This is a genomic window from Rhodanobacter fulvus Jip2 (assembly GCF_000264315.1).
Classification (GTDB): domain Bacteria; phylum Pseudomonadota; class Gammaproteobacteria; order Xanthomonadales; family Rhodanobacteraceae; genus Rhodanobacter; species Rhodanobacter fulvus.
Genome location: NZ_AJXU01000030.1, coordinates 1 through 19,413, shown reverse-complemented (window position 1 = coordinate 19,413; position 19,413 = coordinate 1). Strand labels below are relative to the sequence as shown.

18 protein-coding genes are annotated in these 19,413 nt (G+C 67.1%); 11 read left to right on the top strand and 7 right to left on the bottom strand.

The window, feature by feature from the left end; translation table 11 throughout:
- Positions 1-79 precede the first annotated feature (79 nt).
- From UU9_RS07750 to rph, 6 genes are all read right to left on the bottom strand, one after another.
- Positions 80-436 (bottom strand): PilZ domain-containing protein, encoded by a 357-nt coding sequence (locus UU9_RS07750; protein WP_007081186.1) that lies wholly within the window; start codon positions 434-436, stop codon positions 80-82.
- A complete protein-coding gene (locus tag UU9_RS07745; protein ID WP_040670559.1) occupies positions 433-2,631 on the bottom strand; it encodes a DUF1631 family protein in 2,199 nt (732 codons plus the stop codon). The genes UU9_RS07750 and UU9_RS07745 overlap by 4 nt, the downstream gene beginning before the upstream one ends.
- Before the next feature lie 143 nt (positions 2,632-2,774).
- Positions 2,775-4,919, bottom strand: coding sequence for a DUF1631 family protein (locus UU9_RS07740; RefSeq protein WP_007081184.1), 2,145 nt, complete (start codon positions 4,917-4,919; stop codon positions 2,775-2,777).
- Positions 4,920-4,996: 77 nt separating this feature from the next.
- Positions 4,997-6,163, bottom strand: coding sequence for a radical SAM family heme chaperone HemW (hemW, locus tag UU9_RS07735; RefSeq protein WP_007081183.1), 1,167 nt, complete (start codon positions 6,161-6,163; stop codon positions 4,997-4,999).
- The gene (gene rdgB / locus UU9_RS07730) at positions 6,160-6,756 is read right to left on the bottom strand and encodes an RdgB/HAM1 family non-canonical purine NTP pyrophosphatase (RefSeq protein WP_007081182.1); all 597 of its coding nucleotides are present in this window, start codon (positions 6,754-6,756) and stop codon (positions 6,160-6,162) included. The genes hemW and rdgB overlap by 4 nt, the downstream gene beginning before the upstream one ends.
- 170 nt (positions 6,757-6,926) lie before the next feature.
- Positions 6,927-7,673 (bottom strand): ribonuclease PH, encoded by a 747-nt coding sequence (gene rph, locus UU9_RS07725; protein WP_007081181.1) that lies wholly within the window; start codon positions 7,671-7,673, stop codon positions 6,927-6,929.
- A 90-nt stretch (positions 7,674-7,763) separates the two neighbouring features.
- Here rph and UU9_RS07720 point away from each other — a divergent pair, with 90 nt between their 5' ends.
- From UU9_RS07720 to UU9_RS07690, 7 genes are all read left to right on the top strand, one after another.
- Positions 7,764-8,627: a YicC/YloC family endoribonuclease gene (locus UU9_RS07720; protein ID WP_007081180.1), complete on the top strand. Its 864-nt coding sequence runs from the start codon at positions 7,764-7,766 to the stop codon at positions 8,625-8,627.
- Positions 8,628-8,743: 116 nt separating this feature from the next.
- Positions 8,744-9,367 carry a guanylate kinase gene (gene gmk / locus UU9_RS07715; RefSeq protein ID WP_007081179.1) on the top strand — a complete coding sequence of 208 codons (624 nt, stop codon included), beginning with the start codon at positions 8,744-8,746 and terminating at the stop codon, positions 9,365-9,367.
- 95 nt (positions 9,368-9,462) lie between these two features.
- Entirely contained in the window at positions 9,463-10,299 is an 837-nt protein-coding gene (locus tag UU9_RS07710) for an ABC transporter ATP-binding protein (protein WP_040670546.1), read from the top strand.
- The gene (mlaE, locus tag UU9_RS07705) at positions 10,296-11,072 is read left to right on the top strand and encodes a lipid asymmetry maintenance ABC transporter permease subunit MlaE (protein WP_007081177.1); all 777 of its coding nucleotides are present in this window, start codon (positions 10,296-10,298) and stop codon (positions 11,070-11,072) included. The genes UU9_RS07710 and mlaE overlap by 4 nt, the downstream gene beginning before the upstream one ends.
- 34 nt (positions 11,073-11,106) lie before the next feature.
- Complete coding sequence (mlaD, locus tag UU9_RS07700) at positions 11,107-11,949, top strand: outer membrane lipid asymmetry maintenance protein MlaD (protein ID WP_007081176.1); 843 nt, start codon at positions 11,107-11,109, stop codon at positions 11,947-11,949.
- A gap of 49 nt (positions 11,950-11,998) precedes the next feature.
- On the top strand, positions 11,999-12,670 hold the full coding sequence (locus UU9_RS07695) for an MlaC/ttg2D family ABC transporter substrate-binding protein (RefSeq protein ID WP_007081175.1): 672 nt from the start codon (positions 11,999-12,001) through the stop codon (positions 12,668-12,670).
- Positions 12,667-12,966 carry an STAS domain-containing protein gene (locus tag UU9_RS07690; protein ID WP_007081174.1) on the top strand — a complete coding sequence of 100 codons (300 nt, stop codon included), beginning with the start codon at positions 12,667-12,669 and terminating at the stop codon, positions 12,964-12,966. The genes UU9_RS07695 and UU9_RS07690 overlap by 4 nt, the downstream gene beginning before the upstream one ends.
- 70 nt (positions 12,967-13,036) lie before the next feature.
- Here the strand turns inward: UU9_RS07690 and UU9_RS07685 are convergent, their stop codons facing one another.
- On the bottom strand, positions 13,037-13,864 hold the full coding sequence (locus UU9_RS07685; protein ID WP_040670545.1) for an MlaA family lipoprotein: 828 nt from the start codon (positions 13,862-13,864) through the stop codon (positions 13,037-13,039).
- Positions 13,865-14,069: 205 nt separating this feature from the next.
- Between UU9_RS07685 and rpoZ the strand changes: the two genes are divergently transcribed.
- The 4 genes from rpoZ (at position 14,070) to recG (ending at position 19,347) form a co-directional block, all read left to right on the top strand.
- A complete protein-coding gene (gene rpoZ / locus UU9_RS07680; RefSeq protein WP_007081172.1) occupies positions 14,070-14,360 on the top strand; it encodes a DNA-directed RNA polymerase subunit omega in 291 nt (96 codons plus the stop codon).
- Between the two features lie 135 nt (positions 14,361-14,495).
- Entirely contained in the window at positions 14,496-16,664 is a 2,169-nt protein-coding gene (locus UU9_RS07675; RefSeq protein ID WP_007081171.1) for a RelA/SpoT family protein, read from the top strand.
- A gap of 101 nt (positions 16,665-16,765) precedes the next feature.
- Positions 16,766-17,146, top strand: coding sequence for a RidA family protein (locus tag UU9_RS07670; RefSeq protein WP_007081170.1), 381 nt, complete (start codon positions 16,766-16,768; stop codon positions 17,144-17,146).
- An 80-nt stretch (positions 17,147-17,226) separates the two neighbouring features.
- Positions 17,227-19,347: an ATP-dependent DNA helicase RecG gene (gene recG / locus UU9_RS07665; RefSeq protein ID WP_040670542.1), complete on the top strand. Its 2,121-nt coding sequence runs from the start codon at positions 17,227-17,229 to the stop codon at positions 19,345-19,347.
- The last annotated feature ends 66 nt before the right edge of the window (positions 19,348-19,413 follow it).

Below are 19,413 nucleotides of genomic sequence, written 5' to 3'. Positions count from 1 at the left end.
ACGGCGTCGCGCGGGTACGGCCGCGATAAGCGGTTTACCGATGATGCGACGGTGGCGGGTGGCCGGCCAGTGAAGAAGGTCAGGCTTGCGCCAGCCAGCGGTCCAGGTGGCCGGCGTCGGCATCGCTGATCGCCACGATGCGATAGCCGGCCCAGATCTGTCCCGGGCTGGCGGCGGGGGCCTGCCATTGTTCCTGGATGCCCACTTCGATCGGCTGCGACGGTTGCAGGCCGGGCTGCGCCGGCAGGGTCAGGCTGACCTGGTACAGCGCCTCGTTGCGTGGCGCCTTGGAGCTGATCAGCATCATGCCGCCCACCGACAGGTTGCCCAGATGGCCCAGCGGCTGGCCGCTGATCACGTCGGTCACCACGGCGGTGAAGTTGATCGGTTTGCGCTCGCTGCGGCGCTGGTTGGCGGGGTTGTCCGGTGAATTCATGGGCGACGGTATCCCTGCGCCACGGCGCTCGGGGTGGGGGATTGGCGCAAGGCGCCGGTCAGGCCGTGCCAGGCGCGATCGAGCAGGCTTTCGCGCGGCGTGGGCATTTCGCGCGCGTGGCCGCGTGCGATGTCATGAGCCAGTTGGGCCAGGGTCATTTCCTCGCCGCGCTGGCCGCGCCGGGTCACCATCAGGCAGCGGCCGGACATGGGCGAGTACCAGCTGAGCTTGCGCCGGACGATCTGGCCGGTGGCGGGGTCATCGAACTCGAACCAGCTGCCGAACGGCATCTGCCGCAGCCGCAGCTGGATTTCGCGCTCGCGCGCGTCGACGGGTGGCTGGACCTGTGCCGTTGGTTCGGCGTGATCGGACTGCTCGCCGAGGCGCTGGTGATGCTTCAGGCGCAGGGCGAGGTCGGTGGCGCTGGGCAGGTCCACCGCCGGGTCGACGCTGTCGATGCCCAGCAGGCGTTGGGCGACCTGCTCGGCCTCCTCCGCATGCATGCCGATCTGCTGCAGGCCGGTTTCCACATCCTGGCGCAGCTGTTGCCGGTCGGTGGTCGGCACCCGGCCCAGCAACTGGTCGGTGACCTGCAGCTGCGCCGTGAACGCCTCGCTGTCCTCGCCATGGCGAAGCAGGGTCAGCGCCAGCACGTCGGACCAGGCGCGATCCAGCAGCGCGCGCAGCAGGCCGCGCGGTGGCGACTGCGCGAAGCGTTCGGCCATCAGTTCGGTGGCGCGCTGGCGGGCCTGGTCGAGCCGCTCGCGACCTTGCGCAGCTTCCAGATGACGATGTTCGGCGGCCTGCGCCTTGCGGCTGAGTACTTCGACGTGGCGCTTGATGTCGGCCAGCAGGCTGGCATACAAGTCCGCGCTGGGCGGCTCCTGCCGGGCACGCGACACCAGTTGTTCCAGTTTGGCCGCCAGCGGCCGGTTGCTTTCTTCGTCGCCGCCGTCGAACCAGTCGTTGGCGGTGGTGGTGACGGTATCCAGCAACTGCCGCGCCGGGTGTTCGGGTCGTTCGAAGAAGTCGTGGTCGGTCATCGCCATGCGCAGCAGCGGCAGCTGCAGGCCACCGAGCAGCGCCTTGGCATTGCCGTTGCGCTGCAACTGCTCGCCCAGCTGCTCGAACAACATGGCCACCAGCTCCACCGTGTCGCCCTGTTCGCCGCTCAGTTCGGTGCGCGGCGCGTCGGCGGGCTTGCCGCTGTTGAGGTGGACCAGAAGCTCGTCGCGCAGCCGCTGCGCGCTGCGCAACTCGCGGCTGGCGTGGTCGGTGACGGCGACCAGGTGCGCCTGCAACGCGGCGAGCGCGGTTTGAAGTTCTTCCGGGCTGGCGGCGCGACCGACGGGCTGGCCGCCACCGGCGCCGTCGATGCCACGCTGTTGCGCCAGCAGGTCGCGCAGCGATTCGAGCACGGCGATCGGCTCGTGCGCCGCCGGGGTGTTTCGCGCGGCAGCCGCTGGCGTGGTGTCGGCGTCGGGCGTGGGCACGGCATGCGGCCGGCTGGCGACGTGGCGCGGCAGCTGCGTGCCGCGCAAGCGCGGCAGGATGCCGTCGTCCAGCAGCCGCGTGTTCACCGCAGCCAGCAGTGGCCCCAGCGTGCGCAGCACGGACTGGTCGAAACAATGCAGCAAGGTCTGCTGCTGCGGCAGCGACAGGGCGAGCGAACTGCTGACGTGGTGGAACGCGTGGATGAGCGCACGCGGGCCGTTCGGCAGCGCCTCGCCCTCCAGCGGCGAGGCGGCGACCAGCACGCCGAGACGGTAGCCAAGCTCATGCAGCACGGTGCCGTGGCGCGCCTCGGCGCGGGCCGACAATTGCTCCAGCGTCATGCTCAGCTCGTGTTCGACCGGGTCGAGCAATTCGAGCTGGCCCCAGGTGCCCAGGCGATTTGTCGGCGCCGGCGTGTGATGGCCGATGCGGTCGAACGACACCACCAGCCGGTTCGCGAAGCGCTGGCCCAGGGCCGCGCGATCCTGCTGCACCTGTTGGCGGGTGGCGAAGTATTCCTGTTGCTCGCTGGCCTGATGCGCTTTTTCGGCGCGCATGAAGATGTGCTGGTCGAACGCGGCAAGGCTTCGTTGCAGGGGCTGGTGCAGCTCGGCCACGCAGCGGGCGCAGATGTCTTCCAGCAAACGCTGGGCCCGGGCCGGCCAGCGGCCGCGACTGGTATCTGGCGCTGGGTCGGACACAAGTGAACCGCGTCGAAGCTGCTCCGCGTCCATGGCAGATCCCGTCGTTTTCCGGAACGACGAGTTTATGCCGGTTGTCGTCGGCGTGTCATGCTGTTTCAGCGGCTGTGGGGCGCGCGCGACGGGCACCGTGGTACCAGCCATCACGGTTGCTGCAGGGCGTCGGTCATGGCGCGCCAGGCGGACGGTAGCGTCGGCGGTTTCCGGGCGGCGCAGGGCCGTGCCTCGCCGGTGACCAGTTTTTGCGCCAGTTGCGGCAAGGTGATGTTTTCCCACGGCTGGCCGCGCCGGTTGAGCAGCAGGCAACGCGCGCCATGCGGGGCGTACCAGGCGAGCTTGCGTGCGCGGACGGGCGCGCTTTGCGTGGCGGCGAATTCGAACCAGTCGCCCGCGGGTTTCTGCCGCAATTGCTGCAGCGCCTCGCGCACGCGCGGGTCGGTTTCGCCATCGCCACGATCGCTTGCCGCGTCCGCCGCCGGCGCTTCACCGAGGCGATGTTTCAGCCGCATCGCCAGGCTGGTGGTGCTGGGGCCGCGCGAGGCCGGATCAGCGTCGCTGGCGAACAGCCACTGGGCCAGTTCCGCGCTTTCTTCCACCGGCATGCCGATCTGTTGCAGGCCGGTTTCCAACCCATGGCGCAGGGCGTGCTGGTTGCTGACGGGGCGCTTGCCGCAGAGCTGGTCGGTGATGATCAGCCGGCTGGAAAACGCCTCGCTCTGTTCACCGTGGCGCAACAGGGTGAGCGCCAGCACGTCGGTCCAGGCGCGGTCGATCAGCCCGCGCAGGCCACCGTCCGGGCGGGCCGGGTCCTTGCGCTCGGCCATCAGCTGCGCCGCGCGCTGGCGCGCCTGCTCCAGCCGGTCGTGCCCTTGCATGGCTTCCACATGACGCCGCTCGGCCAGCTGCGATTTGCGTTCCAGTTGCGCCAGATAGGCCTCGAGCTGGCCCTGCAACGCGGTGTAGAGCGCGGCGGCGGGTGGCTCCCAGATGGCGCGGTCCACCAACTGGTGCAGTGCGCCGATGACGCCGCGATCGGCCTCGCTGTCGCTGTCCTCGATCCAGTCGCGCGCCGCGTCGGCAAACGTGCCCAGCAGCGACTGGGCCGGGTGCCCCGCCTCGAAGAAACCCGGGTCGGCGAGCGCCAGGCGCAGCAGCGGCAGTTGCAGATCACCGAGCAGGGCGCGGGCCTTGCCGACCGGGCGCATGGCGCCGGCCAGCGACTGCAGCAGCCGCGCCACCAGCTCCAGGATGTCGTCCTGCTCGTCGCCAAGACGCACGTTGGCGGCATCGGCAATGCCGGCACCGGCCACGTTGAGGCAATCAAGCAGCGCACGCCGCAGTTGCGTCGCGCTGGCGGGTGCGCCGCCGACGTGGCCGGGGATCAGGCTGGGGCGCTGTTGCAGCGCGGTCAGCGCGGCGCGCCATTCCTCTTCCGTGGCCACCAGGCCGGCATCGTTGTGAGCCGGGCCGGCACGCCGGCGACGGATCAATGGCTCGCGCAGCAGATCCAGTGCGCTGGACGCGGTGGTTTTGCCCGGTGGCGCGGCCGGCGCCGGCGGCATCGCGGTTTCCAGCGACAAGGGCGGTTGCTTGCGCACCGGCGTGCGCGCCATGGGAAACGCGCGCAGGCGCGGCAGCAGGCCTTCGGCGAGCAGGTGGCGGTTGATGATTTCATACAGCCCGGCCAGCCCGGGCACCAGGGTGCTTTCCAGGCTTTGCAACAGCAGCACGTCGTGTTCGCTGGGCAGGTTGAGCGCGGCGCTGGCGTCGCGGAATGCGGCCGCCATGGCTTGCGGCCCCAGCGGCAGCCGTTCGCCCTCCAGCGGCGGCGCCGCCACCAATACGGCGAGGCGATAGCTCAGTTCCACCAGCAACGGGCCGTTGCGCGCCTCATTGCGCGCCACCAGCTGGTCGAGTGCGGCGGTCAGTTCGTGCTCGACCGCATCGAGCAGGCTCAGCGTGAGTCCCGGTTTCTTCGCGGTGGGCGGCGTGGCGGTGCCGATCTGCGCAAACGCACGGTCGATGCTGGCCACGAAGCGCTCTTCGAAAACCTGTCGCCCCTGCAGCAGGGTTTGCCGCGTGGCCAGGTAGCGCTGCTGGTCCACGTGGCTGCGTGTGCGATCGGATTTGTCGTGCAGGCGGCGGTCGAAATCGCCCAGGCACGCGCGCAGCGGCTCGTGCAGCCAGGTGGCGCACAGGCCGCGCACTTCATCCACCAGTCGTTGTGTGCGCGCCGGCCAGCCAGGCTTTTCAGGGGACGGCGCGTCTTCGGTGAGCTCGATCTTCAAAGTGATCCCGGACAACGCGATAGGCCGAGTCTAGGCCCGATGTGGTGATGTAACCATGAGCGTTTTGTCACTGCCACTCAAGCCAGGAAGCTGGCGATCACGTCGTTGAGAAAGCGCTGGCCCAACGCGGTGGTGCGCAACCGCTGCGTGTCGCGGTGCAGCCAGCCGCGCTGTTGCGCGTCCTGCAGTTGCGGTGCGATCACGCTCAGCGGCAGGCCGGTGCGCTCGCTGAAATCCTGCAGCGGCACGCCATCGATCAGCCGCAGCGCGTTCAACATGTACTCGAACGGCAGCTCGCCGGCCGTGACGATCTGGTCGCCGCCGATACGCGCGGGCGTACCCGCGGTATCCATGTAGGGGCGCGGATTGCGCGATTTCCAGCGCCGCCGCACCTGCCCGCTGGCCGCGTCGCTGAGCTTGCCGTGGGCGCCGGCGCCGATGCCCAGGTAGTCGCCGAAGCGCCAGTAATTGAGGTTGTGCGCGCAGCGGCGGCCGGGCTGGGCATAGGCGGAGATTTCGTACTGGCCGTAACCCGCGGCGGCCAGGCGCGCCTCGCAGGCCTCCTGCATGGCCCAGGCGTGGTCGTCATCGGGCAGCGGCGGGGGATTGGCGGCGAATACGGTGTTCGGCTCCAGCGTCAGCTGGTAGTGCGAAATATGCGTGGGCTGCAACGCCACGGCGCGATCCACGTCGGCCAGCGCGCCCTCCAGCATCTGCTGCGGCAGGGCGTACATCAGGTCGAGGTTGATGTTGGCGTAGCCGGCGTCCTGTGCCGATTTCACCGCGCGCTCGGCCTCCGCGGCCGAATGGATGCGGCCCAGCCGGCGCAGCTTGTCATCGTCGAAGCTCTGCACGCCGAACGAGATGCGGTTGACGCCGGCCTTCAGGTAGCCGTCGAAACGGCCGTGCTCGACCGTGCCGGGATTGGTCTCCAGCGTGATCTCGGCATCCGCCGCCAGCGGCAGCCGTTCGCGTACGCCGTCGAGCAGGCGTTCGATCAGTTCGGGCGAAAACAAGCTGGGTGTGCCGCCACCAAAGAAGATACTGACCACCGGCCGTCCGGCCAGCGCCGCGCCGAAATCCGCGCGGTCGGCGCCCAGATCGGCCAGCAGGTGATCGATGTACTCGGCGTACGGCGGCGGCGTGTTGCGCAGGCCGTGCGAGTTGAAGTCGCAGTACGGGCACTTCTTCACGCACCACGGCATGTGGATGTACAGCGACAGCGGCGGCGCCAGCAGGCTCATGTCAGCTCTTTCAACCGCGACTGCAGTTGGGCCATCGCCTGGCCGCGGTGGCTGAGGCGGTTTTTCAGTGCGGGGTCGAGTTCGGCAGCACTTTGGGTCTGGCCATCGGGCAGGAACAGCGGGTCGTAGCCGAAGCCGCCCGGGCCGCGTGCCGCTTCCAGCACGCGACCGTGCCAGCGACCCTCGACGATCAGCGGCGTGGGGTCGGCCGCGTGGCGCAGCAACACCAGCGCGCACATGAAGAAGGCGCGGCGTTGATCGGACGGCATGCCATCCAGCGTCTGCAGCAGTTTCGCGTTGTTGGCGGCGCTGTCGCCGTGGCCGCCGGCGTAGCGGGCCGAGTACAGGCCGGGCGCGCCGTTGAGTGCTTCCACGCACAGGCCCGAGTCGTCGGCCAGCGCGGGCAGGCCGCTGAGCTGTGCCGCGTGGCGCGCCTTGAGCAAGGCGTTCTCCACGAAGGTGAGGCCGGTTTCCTCGACATCGTCGATGCCCAGGCTGGCCTGGGTGACCACCTCGCAACCGCTGTCGGCGAACAGCGCGTTGAACTCGCGCAGTTTGCCGGGGTTGCTGCTGGCCAGAACGATGCGGTGCATGGGTGGGTTCCTGAGCTGGTTGATCCTCCCGTGCTCGGGGAGTAGACCATGGTGTTAGCGCGTCGCGGGGCGTTACCCTCTCCCCTTGCCCTCTCCCGCAAGCGGGAGAGGGGGAGTGACCGTCGCGCTTTGCGCGACCACGGTATTTGATTGAAGCGAGAGTTGTTGCGTCAGCGCGCGACCGCGTTATCGGATTGCAGCGCAGCGCGTTGCGCGGCGACCAGTTCGGCGATGCCTTTTTCGGCCAGCGCCAGCATCGCGTCCATTTCGTCGCGGCGGAAGGCATGGCCTTCGGCGGTGCCCTGGATTTCGATAAAACCGCCGCCGTCGTTCATCACCACGTTCATGTCGGTGTCGCAGTTGGAATCCTCGGCGTAGTCCAGGTCCAGCACCGGCGTGCCTTTGTAGATGCCGACGGAAACGGCGGCGATCGCGCCCACGATCGGGTTGCGTTTCAGGTTTTCGCGCTTCATCAGCACGGCGACCGCATCGACCAGCGCCACGTAGGCGCCGGTGATGGCGGCGGTGCGGGTGCCGCCGTCGGCCTGCAGCACATCGCAGTCCAGCGTGATCACGCGCTCGCCCAGGGCCTGCCGGTTGACGCAGGCGCGCAGGCTGCGGCCGATCAGGCGCTGGATTTCCATGGTGCGGCCGCCCTGGCCGCCGCGCGCGGCTTCGCGCTGCATGCGGGTGTTGGTGGCGCGCGGCAGCATGCCGTATTCGGCGGTGATCCAGCCCTCGCCCTTGCCGCGCAACCATGCCGGCGCGCGGTCCTCGATGCTGGCAGTGCACAGCACGCGGGTGTCGCCGAAGCTCACCAGCACCGAGCCTTCGGCGTGGCGGGTGTAGTGGCGTTCAATGGTGACCGTGCGCAGCTGGTCGCTGGCGCGGCCGCTGGGGCGGGTGAGGGCATTCATGGGGATTCCTTCGCGTCGCTTGGCCGGATTGGGCAAGGCGGGACCGGAGAGTTTACCATTGCGTCCTTTACCCACGCCCGGAAAAACCGAATGATCCGCAGCATGACGGCCTACGCCAGTGCCGAAACCACCGGCCCCGCGGGCACGCTCAGCTGTGAGCTGCGCACGGTCAACCACCGTTACCTGGAATTGAGCCCGCGCCTGCCGGACGACCTGCGCAGCTTTGAATCGCAACTGCGCGAGCGGGTGGCGGCGAAGCTGTCGCGCGGCAAGCTGGATCTCACCGTGCGCCGCACCGGCAGCGATGCACGCAGTGAATCGTTGCAGATCAACCATGTGCTGCTGACTCGCTTGTCCGAACTGAATCTGGACATGGCCGCGCTGTTCCCCGGTTTGCAGGTGCAGTTCACCGAGCTGCTGCGTTTCCCCGGCGTGATGCAGCAGGCCGAGGTGGACCCGGCCGCGCAGCAGGCGGCGCTGTTCGACGTGCTCGATCGCGCGCTGGATGCGCTCACCGCCACCCGCGAGCGCGAGGGCGCGAAGCTGGGCGAGATCCTTGGCGAAAAACTCGATGCCATCGAACGTGTGGTGGCCGATGTGCGCGGATGGATGCCGCAGATCCGCGCCGGCCTGCGCACCCGGCTGGAAACGCGGCTGGCCGACCTGAAGCAACCGGTCGAGCCGGGCCGGCTGGAGCAGGAGCTGGTGCTGCAGATCACCCGCACCGACGTGGACGAGGAGCTGGACCGCCTCAGTACGCATATCGTCGAGACGCGCCGCGTGCTGGGCTTGAAGGAGCCGGTGGGGCGCCGGCTGGATTTCCTGATGCAGGAGTTCAACCGCGAGGCGAACACGCTGGGCTCCAAGTCGGTCGATGCGCGCAGCACCAATGCGGCGGTGGAGCTGAAGGTGCTGATCGAGCAGATGCGCGAGCAGGTGCAGAACATTGAATGAGCAAGGCTTGCCGGTTTCTGCCGTGCCGACGCGGTTGATGGTTCGCCGCGAGCACCGGGCCCTCTCCCCAACCCTCTCCCCGCAGGGAAGAGGGTGCCAAGGAGCTTCGCATCTTTATGTCGATTGAAGCGGGCACCCTGTTTGTCGTTGCTGCGCCTTCGGGTGCGGGCAAGTCCAGCCTGGTCAATGCGCTGCTGGAGCGCGAGCCGACGATTTCGTTGTCGATATCGCACACCACGCGGCCGCCGCGCGTCGGCGAGTTGTACGGGCGGCACTACTATTTTGTCGACCGTGACGCGTTCGAGAAGCAGGTCGCAGAGGGCATTTTCCTTGAGCACGCCGAGGTGCACGGCAACCTTTACGGCACGTCGGGCACCACGGTGCAGGCGTTGCTGGCACAGGGGCGCGACGTGTTGCTGGAGATCGACTGGCAGGGCGCGCAGCAGATCCGTCGCAGCAAGCCCGATTGCGTCAGCGTGTTCATCCTGCCGCCGTCGCGGGCGGAACTTGAGCGGCGCCTGCGCGGTCGTGGTTCGGACAGCGCCGCGGTGATCGAGCGGCGGCTGCGCAATTCGCGCGAGGAAATCGGGCATGCGCACGAGTTCGATTTCATCCTGATCAACGACGTCTTCAGTGACGCGCTGGACGACCTGCAGGCCATCGTGCGCGCGGTGCGCCAGCGCAGTGCGCTGCAGTGGCGCCGCCATGAAACGCTGATCGCGGAGTTGGTTGCTCCGTAGAGGTTCGCCGCAACGAAGCGGGATCCAGCGCCGTCGTTGCATGGCGTTGTGGATGTGCTTCCATTACCTTGTTCTCTTTTCCGGCCGATGCATCCATGACCCAACCTGCTCGCCCGCCAGCTGACGACGGCACCCTGGTCAGGATCCGCGGGCTGACCACGGTGCTCAACGGCAAGTCCATCTTCGACGCGCTGGACATGGACATCCCGCGCGGCAAGGTCACCGCGATCATGGGCCCCAGCGGCACCGGCAAAACCACTCTGCTCAAGCACATCACCGGGCAGATGCACGCCGACGCCGGCAGCATCCATGTCGACGGCCGCAACGTGGCCGGCTTGTCGCGAGAAGAGCTGTACAAGCTGCGCGAGGGCGTGGGTTACCTGTTCCAGAATTCCGCCTTGCTGACCGACTTCGATGTGTTCGAGAACGTGGCGTTCCCGCTGCGCCAGCACACGAAATTGCCGGAGGTGCTGATCCGCAATCTGGTGCTGATGAAACTGCAGGCGGTGGGCCTGCGTGGCGCAGCGCGACTGATGCCGAACGAGCTGTCCGGCGGCATGGCGCGACGGGTGGCGCTGGCGCGGGCGATCGTGTTCGACCCGCAGCTGATCCTGTACGACGAGCCGTTCGTGGGCCTCGATCCGGTGGCGCTGAACCAGGTATTGAAATTGATCCGCACGTTGAACAAGACCCTCGGCATCACCAGCGTGCTGGTGTCGCACGAACTGGCCGCGGTGCAGCAGATCGCCGATCACGTGATGCTGCTGTCCAACGGCAAGGTGGTGGCGCAGGGTGATCCAAAGACCATCGCCGACGACGGCTCGCCGTGGACGCGGCAGTTCTTCGGCGGCGAGGCGGACGGACCGATCCCGTTCCGCTACCCGGCCGGCGACTACGCGACCGAGCTCGGTTTTGTCGGAGCACCGAAATGAGCGCGCGCGAGCCGCTACGCACCAACGTGGTAACCCAGTCGCTGGCGCAGATCGGTCTTTGCGGCCTATTCCTGCTGACCCTGCTGGCGGCGATCCCGCGCAGTTTCCGCTACCTGCGCGAGACCACGCGCCAGTTGTGGTTCGTCGGCGCGATGAGCCTGACCATCATCATGGTCTGCGGTCTGTTTGTCGGCATGGTGCTGATGCTGCAGCTGTATCACGTGCTGTCGATCTTCGGCGGCACCTCGGCCAGCGGCATGGTGGTGGCGCTTTCCGTTTACCGTGAACTCGGTCCGGTGGTCACCGCGCTGCTGTTTGCCGGTCGCGCCGGCACCGCGATCACCGCCGAGATCGGCCTGATGCGCGCCACCGACCAGATCTCCGCGATGGAGATGATGGCGGTGGACCCGATCGCCTACGTCGCCACGCCGCGCTTCCTGGCCGGGCTGATCGCGATGCCGCTGCTGTGCTGCGTGTTCTGCGCGATGGCGGTGTTTGGCGGTCACCTGGTCGGCGTGACCTGGCTGGGCATCGACAACGGCACGTTCTGGTCCAACATGACCGCGGTGGTCGACGTGCGCACCGACATCGTCAATGGCGTGCTGCTGAAGAGCCTGGCGTTCGGCGCGGTGGTGTCGCTGATCGCGGTGTTCCAGGGCTTCACCACGCCACCGACCAGCGAGGGCGTGGCGTATGCCACCACGCGCACCGTGGTCGCTTCGTCCATCGCGATTCTGGCGCTGGATTTCGTGCTTACCGCCTTCCTGATGTGACTGCCATGACTTATCGTTTTCCGAGGATTCTGCCGTGAGCCAACCGAGAAGTTCCTATGCCGTCGGCACCGGCCTGTTCATCGTGCTCGGCTTTGCGGCGCTGGCCTACCTGGCCACCCAAACCAGCTCGGTGGCCAATGTCCGCCAGGGCGACAGCTACACGCTGCAGGCGCAGTTCACCAACATCGGCCAGCTGAAGGAGCGCGCCCCGGTGAAGATCGCCGGCGTGCGGGTCGGCCAAGTGCAGTCGATCACCCTGAAACCCGACCACGACGTGGCCGATGTGACGCTTTCGATCGACAAGCACTACGACCACATCCCGCAGGATTCGGTGGCCACCATCTTCACCAGCGGCCTGCTCGGCGACCAGTACGTCGGCATTGAATACGGCAGCGCCAAACAGATCGTGGCCGACGGCGGCTCGCTGGCGCGAACCAAGTCCACCCAGCCGCTGGAAGAGATGCTGGGCAAGTTCTTCGGCGCCGGCGGCGTGGTCGACAACGTGGGCGGCAGCTATACGGTGAAGGCGAACTTCACCAACGTCGGCACGCTGTCCGCCGGCGCACCGGTGAAGATGGCCGGTGTGGTGATCGGCAGCGTGCAATCGGTGAACGCCGACCCGGTGCAGTTGAACGCCCGCGTGGTGCTGGCGATCGACAAGCGCTACAACGCGATTCCGGACGATTCGGCCGCCGCGGTATTCACCAGCGGTTTGATCGGCACACAGTATGTTGCGATCCAGCCCGGCGGCTCGCCCGACACGCTCAAGGATGGGGACGAGATGATCCTGACCCAGTCCGCGATGCAACTGGAGGATCTGATCGGGAAGTTCCTGGTGAACGGCTCCAGCGACAAGAAGCCAGCCAGCGAAAAGTGATCCCGTCTCCCCGCCTGCCGATCCGGCCGGCCCCCAACAAGGAAACCCCATGTTGCGCAAACTGGCTCTAGCCACTGCCATCACCTTCGGTGTCGTCGTCACCGCGCCGGCCTTTGCCCAGGACGCCCCGGCGGCGGCCGCCACCCAGCAGACCCCGGTGCAGGTCGTGCAGACGATCGCCGATCAGTTGGCCAGCGCCATCGAAGGCCACCGCGACGAGCTGAAGCAGAACCAGGAAAAACTCATCAGCGTCATCGATGAAGTCTTCCTGCCGCACTTCGACCTGGACTACGCATCGATCCTGGTGCTGGGCCGGCACGCGCGGGAGGCGACGCCGCAGCAGCGCGAGCGCTTCGCCAAGGCGTTCTACAACTCGATCACCCATCGCTACGCCGAAGGCCTGCTGAACTACACCCGCGGCCGGGTCAAGGTGCTGCCGTTCAACGGCTCGCTCAACGACAAGCGCACCGTGGTGCGCACGCAGGTGGTGCTGGACGACGGCAAGCTGGTGTCGATCGACTACGCCTTCCGCAAGGGCCGCAGTGGCGACTGGAAAGCGTACGACGTGATCATCGAAGGCATTTCCTATGTCACCAATTACCGCAACCAGGTCGATGCGGAAATCCGCAAGGTCGGCATCGAGCAGTTGATCAGCAACCTGGAAAGCCAGGGCGAGAAAGCGCTGGACACGATGGCCAAGGACAACAAGGACGCCTCGTGACCGAGCCCGCTGCGCCAGCGTTTCAAGTCGCCACGACGGAGCCGGGCACGCTGGGCGTGAGCGGCGTGCTGAGCTTCAGCACCGCCGCGGCGGCAATGCAGGCCATCAAGGCGGCTTTGGCCGCCGGCAGCTTCGACCGGCTCGATCTGGGTGAGGTGCAGCACAGCGACAGCGCGGGCCTGGCTTGCGTGCTGGCGGTTGCGGCCTTGCCCGGTAAAACGCTGCGCGTCGTGCGCATGCCGCCGGGCATGCAGGCGCTGGCAACGGTGTGCGAAGTGGATCAGTTGATCGCCTGATTGGCGATGCGCAAAGACTGAAACGACGAAGGGGCCGCAGGGCCCCTTCGTCGTTCTGCGGTGACGCACGCTACTGCTGCGTGGCCTGCTTCGGGTGTGCTTTTTCCCACTGATGCTGCTGGTCGAGCAATTCCTCGGGGTCGAAATTGTCGTCGTCCAGGCCCTGCATCTGCTGGATGACCGCGGCGGGCGGGCTGCCGTCGTAGATCCGGTACAAGCGCTGCTGGCGGTAGGCGTCGCGCATGAAAACGTAGGGGTCGTAGGCCGACTTCAGGAAATTTTCCGCGTCGATCGCCCGCGAGCGCAGCGTGATCAGGTAAATCGCCTGCGGCAGGTACTGCAGTCCGTTGTAATGGTGGTTGTCGGCGTACAGGCTCAGTGGATCGAAGAAATAGCTGTCCACCGGCATGCGCCACATGTCACGCACCGTCGACGGCCCCAGCAACGGCAGCACCAGGTAATCGCCATCGGGCAAGCCCCAGCGCGCCAGCGTCACGCCAAAATCGTTGTCTTCCAGCGGAATGCCGAACTTGCTGGCCGGGTCCAGGAAGCCGCCCATGCCCAGGGTCAGGTTGACCAGGAACCGGCCGGTGCTCTGCAGCGCCTGCTTCGGACGCGCCTGCAACAAGTCGTTGGCCACCGTGATCGGCATGCGGATATTGGTGAAGAAATCGCTGACCGAGCGGCGGACGGGCGGGTTGGTGATCTTGCGGTAGCCCGCGGCAACCGGGCGGATCACGGCCTGGTCCACCGCATCGTTGAACTGGTAGGCCTTGCGGTTGTACTTTTCCAGCGGATCGTCGGTACGTGGCTTGGCAATCGTGCAGCCGGTCAGCAACGCCACGGCAATCAGCGTCGCGAACCAGCGCAATCGAGGGGATTGAAGCAGGGAAGGCATGAGGGAGCCCGGGCTCACGGGGTAGGAGAGCGCATAAGTGTACTGCAGAGTCTTGTATTTTGCGCGGTTTTCCGGGCGGCGGTGCGTAGGGTCGCGCGCGGCGATAGCGCCCGACAGGATACATGGTGCGCGCATTGCCAGTCACGCCCGTGCTGCCCTACACTGCTCGGTCAGATAAGTCATTTTTTTCTCTAAGGATTTAGCAATGGCACGCATTACCGTGGAAGACTGCCTTGAGGTAGTCGACAACCGATTCGAGCTGGTGTTGATGGCGACCAAGCGCGCCCGTCAGCTGGAAAAGGGCGCCGAACCGGCGGTCAACCCCGGTCACGACAAGCCGACCGTGCTGGCGCTGCGCGAGATCGCCGACCGCCGCATCGACCAGGCCACGATCGACGAGATCGACAAGAGCGAGCGCGAGCGCGCCGAGCGCGAAGCGCTGGAGTGGGCCGCGGCCGAGGTGGACGACGACCTTTCCAAGGGCGGGGAAGACTGATGATCCTCGATGGCCATCACGCGAAGGCAGCCTGCCGGACCAGCATCGCTGGTTCGTTGAAGGCCGCGCGTGGCATGGCCACCGACATGGCCTCGCGCCCGTGCGAGGCTGGCGCCTGATCCGGCGCCACAGGCAATGACCGCGCTGGGCGATCGCGACAATGTGGATGTGTCCACGTTGCCGCCTTACGTACTGGCGCTGAAGGAGCGCATTGCCTACCTGCCAGAGGCGCAAGTCGAGCGTGTGCTGCAGGCGTTCCGCATCGGCGCCAAGGCGCACGAGGGCCAGTCACGCAAGAGCGGCGAGCCCTATATCACCCATCCGGTGGCGGTAGCCGGCATCCTGGCCGAGCTGGGGCTGGACACCGAAACCATCATCGCGGCGATCCTGCACGACACGCTGGAGGACACCGAGCTCAGCCGCGAAGCGCTGGCCGGTGAATTCGGCGAGGAAGTGGCCGAGCTGGTCGACGGCGTCACCAAGCTCGACAAGATGCGTTTCGGCAGCCGCCAGGAAGCCGATGCGGAAAGCTTCCGCAAGATGCTGCTGGCGATGGCGCGAGACCTGCGCGTGATCCTGATCAAGCTGGCCGACCGCCTGCACAACATGCGCACGCTGGGCGCCAAGGACTCCGCTTCGCGCCGCCGCATCGCGCGCGAAACGCTGGAGATCTACGCGCCCATTGCCCAACGGCTGGGCATGAACAAGTTCAAGGCCGAACTGCAGGACCTGGGTTTCCGCACGCTGTATCCCGACCGCTACCGGGTGATCCGCGAGCGCATCCGCGCCGCGCTGGGCAACCGCCGCGAAGCGATGGGCAAGATCGAATCGGCACTGGCCGCGCGGCTGGCTTCCGATCACCTCACCGTGCGCGTGGTGGGGCGGATCAAGTCGCCTTGGAGCATCTATTCGAAGATGCGCAACGAGCACAAGAGCTTCGCGCAGCTGATGGACGTCTACGGCTTCCGCGTCATCACCGACAGCGTGATGAGCTGTTACATGGCGCTGGGCGTGGTGCACGCGCTGTACAAGCCGGTCGACCGGCGCTTCAAGGATTTCATCGCGATCCCCAAGGCCAACGGCTACCAGTCGCTGCACACCGTGCTGTTGGGACCGTTCGGTGCGCCGATCGAAGTGCAGTTGCGCACCGCCGAGATGGACTCGTTCGCCGAAAGCGGCGTGGCCGCGCACTGGGCCTACAAGACCGAAAGCAGCCCCGCCAACAGTGCGCAGGCGCGGGCGCGCGAGTGGCTTTCGTCGCTGGCCGACAGCCAGATGAACACCACCTCGTCGTCGGAGTTCATCGAGAACGTCAAGATCGACCTGTTCCCCGACGAGGTGTATCTGTTCACGCCGCGCGGCGACATCCTGTCGCTGCCGCGCAACGCCACCGCGCTGGATTTCGCCTACGCCGTACATACCGATGTGGGCGATCACGCCGTGGCCGCGCGGGTGGACAAGAAACTGCTGCCGCTGCGCGCGCGGCTGGAGTCCGGCCAGCTGGTGGAAATCATCACCGCGCCATCGGCCTTGCCCAATCCGGCCTGGCTGGAGTCGGTGGTGACCGGCAAGGCGCGCACCGCGATCCGCCAGTACCTGAAGCACCTGCAGCACGAGGACGCGGTGGATTTCGGCCACCGCATGCTCGACCGTGCGCTCGATGCGCGCGGCAGCAGCCTGGACGACATCACCGCCACCGTGCTCGACCGCTTCCTGGAAACGTCCAAGCTGAAGCGCTTGGAGGAGTTGCTGTCGGATATCGCGCTGGGCAACCGCATGCCCGACGTGGTGGCCGGCCAGCTGCTGAAGTTGCGCGGCAAGCGCAAGGGCGAGGCACTGCCCACGGTGCTGCACGCGCACGAGAACATCCGCATCACCGGCGCCGAACGTGGCGTGCTGAGCTTCGCCAATTGCTGCCACCCGCTGCCTGGCGATGACATCATCGGTTACCTCTCCTCCGGCAAGGGCATCGTGGTGCATCGCGAGGAATGCCCGAACGTGGTCGAGTTGCGCAAGTCGCCCGAGCGTTGCGTGGCGATCGAGTGGGACCGCGACGTGCAGGGGGATTACCGCGCCGAACTTCGCATCGAGGTGATCAACCGCACCGGCGTGCTGGCCACCATCGCGGCAGCCATCGCTGCGGCCGATTCCAATATCGAAAACGTGGAATACGTCGAGCGCGATGCCGCCGCCGCCACCCTGGTGTTCGCGATCGAAGTGAGAAGCCGCAAGCATCTGGCCGACGTGATCCGTCGCGTGCGTCGCACCGGCGTGGTCAGCGGCGTTTACCGGTATCCCCTGTAGCAGCGCACCTTGTGCGCGAAAACCCGCGGGCGATCACGTCCGGCCTTTTCGCGCACAGGGTGCGCTCCTACAATCAAGCGTTTCCCCCTTCGAGGTTTCTCATGCCCAACGTCATCGCCACCACCGACGCGCCCGCCGCCATCGGCCCGTATTCGCAGGCCGTGCGTGCCGGCAGCACCGTGTATTTTTCCGGCCAGATTCCGCTCGATCCGGCTACCGGCGCGCTGGTCGAGGGCGACATTACCGCGCAGACGCGACGCGTGTTCGACAACCTGGTCGCGGTGGCGAAGGCCGCTGGCGGTTCCCTGTCGCAGATCGTGCGGGTGGGCATCTACGTCACCGACCTGGCGAATTTCGCTGCCGTCAACGCGGTGATGGCCGAGTATTTCCAGCAGCCGTATCCGGCACGTTCCACCATCGAGGTTTCGGCGCTGCCCAAGGCGGCGCAGGTGGAAGTCGACGCGGTGATGGTGCTGGGCTGATCGCCGGCCAGGGCCTGCGCTGACGCGTGGCACCGGCAGGCCGCCCACGCGCGATGTGCCGCCTCGGCTAGGCTTGCCAGATGGCTCCCCGTCAACGTACCGCCCCCGCCGAACCTGGTCTTGCGCCGGTATCGACCGTGCCCGGTGTTGGCCCCGCGCTGGTGAAAGTGCTGGCGCGGTTGGGGCTGGAGCGGGTGCAGGATCTCTGGTTCCACCTGCCACTGCGCTATGAAGACAAGACCCGCGTCACCGCGATGGCCGACCTGCGTGCCGGCGAGCGGGCGCAGGTCGAAGGGGTGGTGGAGGCGGTCGAGCGTGGCTTCCGCTATCGCCCGCAGCTGAAGGTGGCGATCGGCGACGACAGCGGACACACGCTGTTGCTGCGGTTTTTCCATTTCAATCGTGCCCAGGCCGAGCAAATGGTGCCGGGCACGCGGCTGCTTTGCTATGGCGAGATACGTCACGGCGCCCACGCGCTGGAAATGGTGCATCCGCAATATCGCCGGCTGGACGGCAACGACGCGGTTGCCGTCGACGACGTACTCAGTCCGATCTATCCCACCACCGAAGGGCTCGGTCAGAAGCGCCTGGCGGGCGTGATCGGCAAGGCGCTGGCGCTGCTGCCGCCGGCATCGCAACTGGAACTGATCCCGCCCGCACTGTGCGCCGAGCATGGCCTCACTTCGCTGCGTGAAGCGCTGCTCTACGTGCATCGACCGCCGCCGGATGCGCCGCTGGCGCAGCTCATGTTGGGTCGGCATCCGGCGCAGCAGCGGTTGGCGTTCGAGGAATTGCTGACTCAGCATCTGAGCCTGCGTCGCATGCGCGAAGCGGTGCGCCTGCGGCATGCGCCGGCGCTGGTCGTGGACCGCTCGCTGCAGCGCCGCTTTCTGGCCACGCTGGCGTTCAAGCTGACACGGGCGCAGCAACGCGTCAGTGCCGAGGTGGCGCAGGATCTAGCGCAGACCAGGCCGATGCTGCGACTGGTCCAGGGTGACGTCGGCAGCGGCAAGACGGTGGTGGCGGCGCTGGCGGCGCTGGCCGCGGTGGCGTCGGGTCACCAGGTGGCCTTGATGGCGCCGACCGAACTGCTGGCCGAACAGCATCTGCGCAATTTCCGGCAATGGCTGCAGCCGCTGGGCATCGAGGTGGAATGGCTGGCCGGCAAGGTTGCCGGCAAGGCGCGGCGGCAAGCATTGGAACGCGTGGCGCAGGGCGCCCCGGTACTGGTCGGTACGCACGCGCTGATGCAGGAGGGCGTGAGTTTTGCGCGGCTCGGTCTGGTCATCGTCGACGAGCAGCACCGCTTCGGCGTACAGCAGCGGCTGGCGTTGCGCGACAAGGGCATGACCGACGCGGGCGATCCCGGGACCGAGCAGGTGCCGCACCAGCTCGTGCTCACCGCCACGCCGATACCGCGCACTTTGGCGATGAGCGCCTACGCCGATCTCGACGTATCGTCGATCGACGAACTGCCGCCCGGACGCACGCCGGTGCAAACCATCGCCATCTCCAACGCGAGACGTTTCGACGTGATCGAGCGGGTCCAGGCCGCCTGCGCCGAAGGTCGGCAGGTGTACTGGGTTTGCACCCTGATCGAGGAATCCGAACAACTGCGCGCGCAGGCGGCGGAAGTAGCGCACGCGGAGCTCTCCGCGGCTATCGGTGAAACCCGCGTTGGCCTGATCCACGGCCGCATGAAGCCGGCGGAAAAACAGCAGGTGATGGACGCGTTCAAGACCGGCCGGCTCGCCGTGCTGGTCGCCACCACCGTGATCGAAGTGGGTGTGGACGTGCCCAACGCCAGCGTCATGGTGATCGAGAACAGCGAGCGCCTGGGCCTGGCGCAACTGCACCAGTTGCGCGGACGCGTGGGTCGCGGCGCCGTCGCCTCCAACTGCGTGCTGCTTTATCAACCGCCGCTGGGGCAACTGGCGCGCGAGCGCCTGCAGGTGATGCGCGACAGCAACGACGGCTTCCGCATCGCCGAGAAGGATCTGGAATTGCGCGGCCCCGGTGAAGTGCTGGGCACCCGCCAAACCGGCCAGCTCAGTTTTCGCATTGCCGACCTGGCGCGCGATGCCCACCTGCTGCCTGCCGTGCAGCAGGTCGGCCAGAACATGCTGACCGACCATCCCCGCCAGGCCAGCCAGCTGATCGAACGCTGGATCGGCGGCGCGGCGCGGTATGCGCATGCGTGAGCGGGGAACGGGCGGTGGAGAAGTGGATGCCATGGCGAAAAGCGTCCCCCCATCCGCCTTCGGCAC